The sequence below is a fragment of the Treponema sp. R8-4-B8 genome (assembly GCF_054786175.1).
In genome coordinates, this window is record NZ_BDHE01000043.1 from 1 (window position 1) to 3614 (window position 3614).

At 40.9% G+C, this 3614-nt stretch carries 5 protein-coding genes; 2 read left to right on the forward strand and 3 right to left on the reverse strand.

Annotated elements, in window-relative coordinates:
* On the forward strand, positions 1-661 hold a 661-nt coding region (locus ACYVRA_RS05815), incomplete at its 5' end, for a phosphoribosyltransferase (RefSeq protein WP_461251806.1).
* Between the two features lie 105 nt (positions 662-766).
* Here the strand turns inward: ACYVRA_RS05815 and ACYVRA_RS05820 are convergent.
* Positions 767-2059 (reverse strand): tyrosine-type recombinase/integrase, encoded by a 1293-nt coding sequence (locus ACYVRA_RS05820; RefSeq protein ID WP_461251807.1) that lies wholly within the window; start codon positions 2057-2059, stop codon positions 767-769.
* On the reverse strand, positions 2056-2247 hold the full coding sequence (locus ACYVRA_RS05825) for a helix-turn-helix domain-containing protein (protein WP_461251808.1): 192 nt from the start codon (positions 2245-2247) through the stop codon (positions 2056-2058). The genes ACYVRA_RS05820 and ACYVRA_RS05825 overlap by 4 nt, the downstream gene beginning before the upstream one ends.
* A gap of 245 nt (positions 2248-2492) precedes the next feature.
* On the opposite strand from ACYVRA_RS05825, the gene ACYVRA_RS05830 reads away from it, so the two are divergent.
* The gene (locus ACYVRA_RS05830; protein ID WP_461251809.1) at positions 2493-3062 is read left to right on the forward strand and encodes a hypothetical protein; all 570 of its coding nucleotides are present in this window, start codon (positions 2493-2495) and stop codon (positions 3060-3062) included.
* 366 nt (positions 3063-3428) lie between these two features.
* Here the strand turns inward: ACYVRA_RS05830 and ACYVRA_RS05835 are convergent.
* On the reverse strand, positions 3429-3614 hold a 186-nt coding region (locus ACYVRA_RS05835; RefSeq protein ID WP_461251810.1), incomplete at its 5' end, for a hypothetical protein.

Below are 3614 nucleotides of genomic sequence, written 5' to 3' on the forward strand. Positions count from 1 at the left end.
CGGCGAAGTTAAATCAGGACGCGATTATATTATCGTTGATGACGTTTTCTCCAACGGCGGTTCCTTTAACGAACTGCGGCTCTTTATCGAAAAAAATGGCGGCAGGGTAGTTCAGGCCGCGGCCATGTCCCTCGGCGGCCACGGCGACAGGCTTGCCCCCGAACCTAAAGTAATTAACGCTCTTGTTGACAAATACGGCCCGGATACTTTATCATTATTCTTAAAGGAGGTTAATCTTTATGACGGCAATTACAAAGCGCTCACGAACCCGGAAGCCATCGCCCTCGGACGGTCCCCGTCCCTTGACGAAGCAAGAGATCGAATCTTTGCGGCAAGACAGGCGGGAAGGGCACGTCTGGTTTCAAGAAGCCATAAAGAAACTCAACCTCAAACCCCTCGAATAGGCTCCGTCGAAGAATATCTTCATCATAAAGAAATTGACGCCGCCCGTAAAATAGGCTACGTCCAAGGCGTATGCGAATGTGTCGCGGCCGCCGGTGAAGATTATGCCTTAGGCAAAAAACTTTTAAATGAAATGAATATTACAAAAGACATTGCGAAAAAATTCGCGAAACCCGAAACTTATAAAAAACTGGAACAGGGCGTTCTCGCTACGGAGCCGGCGCAGTCCCTTGATCGAAACAACGTTTTTAAACGTTAAAAACCGTTCTCCGCTTTGTTGGCGGCCTTTCGTCTTTCCGTTCTCTTTTTTGTTGTTTCACGGGGACTGCGCCCCCGCCGCCCCTGCGGACGTGAGGGCTTGCCCTCACGTCTTTGTTTTAAAGACGCATTTGTCTAATATCGAATAAACTTGCTTTGCTTTTTTTACCATTCTGTTTTTGCCTTGTTTGTCCCGGTGATTGTACAACTTAGCCACATTGCCTGAAACCTTATGCCCCATCCAAACTTCTTCAATATCTTCTCCTAACCCCTCGGCGCTCATCAGCGTTTTCCAGTAATGCCTCCCGCTGTAAAAGGTAATATTTTCCCTCTCCATTTCCTCATCGCTGACCTTTAGCCGCCTCGCCATCTCGTTGTTCGCCTTGTTAAACATGTCGGCGTGAACGTCAAAAAGCGGATCTTCCCCCGTTTTATTTTTTATTCCCCATATCCTCATTTTTTCGTATAACGATTTATGCAAAGGGATCAGCCTTATTCCGTTCGCGGTCTTGCTCTTCCTGATTTTTATAAAACGGCAGCCGTCTATAATTTGAATGTCGTCCATCCTAATTTTTTTTATCTCGCTGTTCCGCATTCCCGTCGTATAAATCAAAGCGCATAATAAATACGACAGTTCGTCCTTCCACTTTCTGCTGAAAACGTCTTTTATTCTTTCCAATTCATAACATCCGCGCGGTTTTTTGTTTTCTTCCTTTATCGGCAGGTCCCTCACGAAATCGCATATGTTGTTTTCAAGAAAGTTCCGCCTTGTCAGGGTTTCAAATATTTTCCTCACCGCCTTTATGTTGTTGTTTACGCTCTGCGGACGCATGGGCTTATATCTCTTTTTTTCCCCGGTTATGCCTACCTTTAATAACTCTTCCTGAAATTTGTTTAAAATTATTTTTGTTATTTGCCCGAATTCGTTAATTTTTTCCCGACGTAAAAACGGTATGAATTTATTTTTTATGACTGCGGCGTATTCCTTCCTGCCCCTGTCCGACAGGTTGTCCTGCTCTTCGTCATAAAAAGTTTCAAGCGTTTTATACATCCTTCCGTCCTTTCTGGACAAATACCCGTCAATGAGGCGTTCTTTATTTTTTTTGACGTATAATTCTGCTTCTTTTTCATCCCCAGTGTGAGTATTAAATTTCGTAGGCAGCGTTTTTCCATTGTACGAAAGTCTCGCGTAGATTCTTTTTCCGTACCTTTTGCTCTCAATGACTACCAAATTACAACCCTTCCTTCTCTTGGGGCGCGTATAATCGGCGTCCATTTGCCCTAAGGCCTTAACCGTGTCGGGAAAATTACTTGCCACGTAAAGACGCAAAGAGTCTATCCCGCCTCCCCCCAACTTTTTTTCTCTCACCTGCGATACCGCTTTAGCCAACTCGCTCATGCCGCGCCTCCTTCAAGCTCATGAAAACGTTTTATTAAAACATTCCAGTTGAAATGAGGCCTGCGGTTAATAAAATCACAGGGCAATTCTTTTTCTTTCGCCAATTTCTTGACTGTTTTTTCGCTTATATTAAGTATAAGCGACACCTGCTCCGCGTTTAATATTTGCGGATTTTTTTCTTCTTGCATTTAGCAGTTTCACAAATTCAGTCATGCTCATTTTTTCACTGGTTTTCTCTTCCTTGCGCTTCACCCAGACGAAAATCTGTTTAAAACCCGCCTTATACAAGCGTTCCCTGTACCGCCTTTGCCTTTCCGTTACCGTATAATCCATTTATCCACCGTTAAGTGCAATGACGAATGAAATAATTGGTAATAATATATTGACATTAAGTTATTGTTTAGATATAATAATAATATATTGGAGGTAGGAAATGAAAAATGTATGTTTTTTAATGATGTTTTTGAGTGTTTCAAGTTTTATTTTTGGACAATCTCAACAAAACCCAATTATTGGTTATGATAAATTAGAATGGGGTGCAACAATAGAGGTTTTCCAAAGAACATACCCAACTGCTAGAGAGATTACTTCTGAGAGAAGATCAATTGGAGTAAGGGAATTTGAACAAACAAATGTTGGTTCTGGAATTTCTAGTAGACGTTTTTCGTTTTTTAATAATAAATTTTACGGTGCATCTGTTATGTATGAAGATTTAAATAGTAATTCTGCCCTTGCTTTAATGGAAAGAATTGTAGAAATTTATGGTAAATTTGATGATAGAGATGAACAAACATTTCCCTCTGGTAATTTAACCATTAATATGATTAGATTCTTTAGATATTACAGAAATAATATGAATGTAATTTTTATACTAAATGATATATACAATCAATACAATAGAGTTGTTGGAAATACTGTAATGGTTGCATATCTTAATCCTATTACAAGAGATGAAGTGGAAGCAGCAGAACGAAAACAAAAAAGGAATGAATTAGGATTGTAATAACATTCGTCACTGCACTTAACAGGACGGTAAAAGTACGCCCCTTCGGGGCTAGGCTACGCAAAATACCAGTCGGGGCTACGCCCCTTTGTGGTATTTTGCTCCGCCACATTTTTGCTTTTGCGAGAAACTGCTTCGCAGTTTCCTTATCGCAAAAGCAAAAACGTCTTTTACCGCCGTAACGTTATATGTAACGGTATCTTATTTTTATTTATTTGTCAATACTTTTTATAATCTTTTTTTTCCGAATATTTATTTTTGGTCATTATTAAAATGTAAAAAATATTTAATTTTTTACGCATTTTTGTTGACAAACAATTCTATTTCTGCTATTATTTATTCAGATGGGTTGTGTTATTTGTGTATTTAACGTCGGTAACTGACGTTTTTTTGCGCCCGATAAGGAAAACCGCGAAGCGGTTTTACGGGCGCAAAAAAATGTGGGTGGAGTGAGGCGTGGGAGCCTTCAGGCGACCTAGCCGAACGGAACCCCGAGCCGCCGTAAGGCGGCGATGCGTTTACCGACCTGTTATGCGATGGGCAGGCGTACAT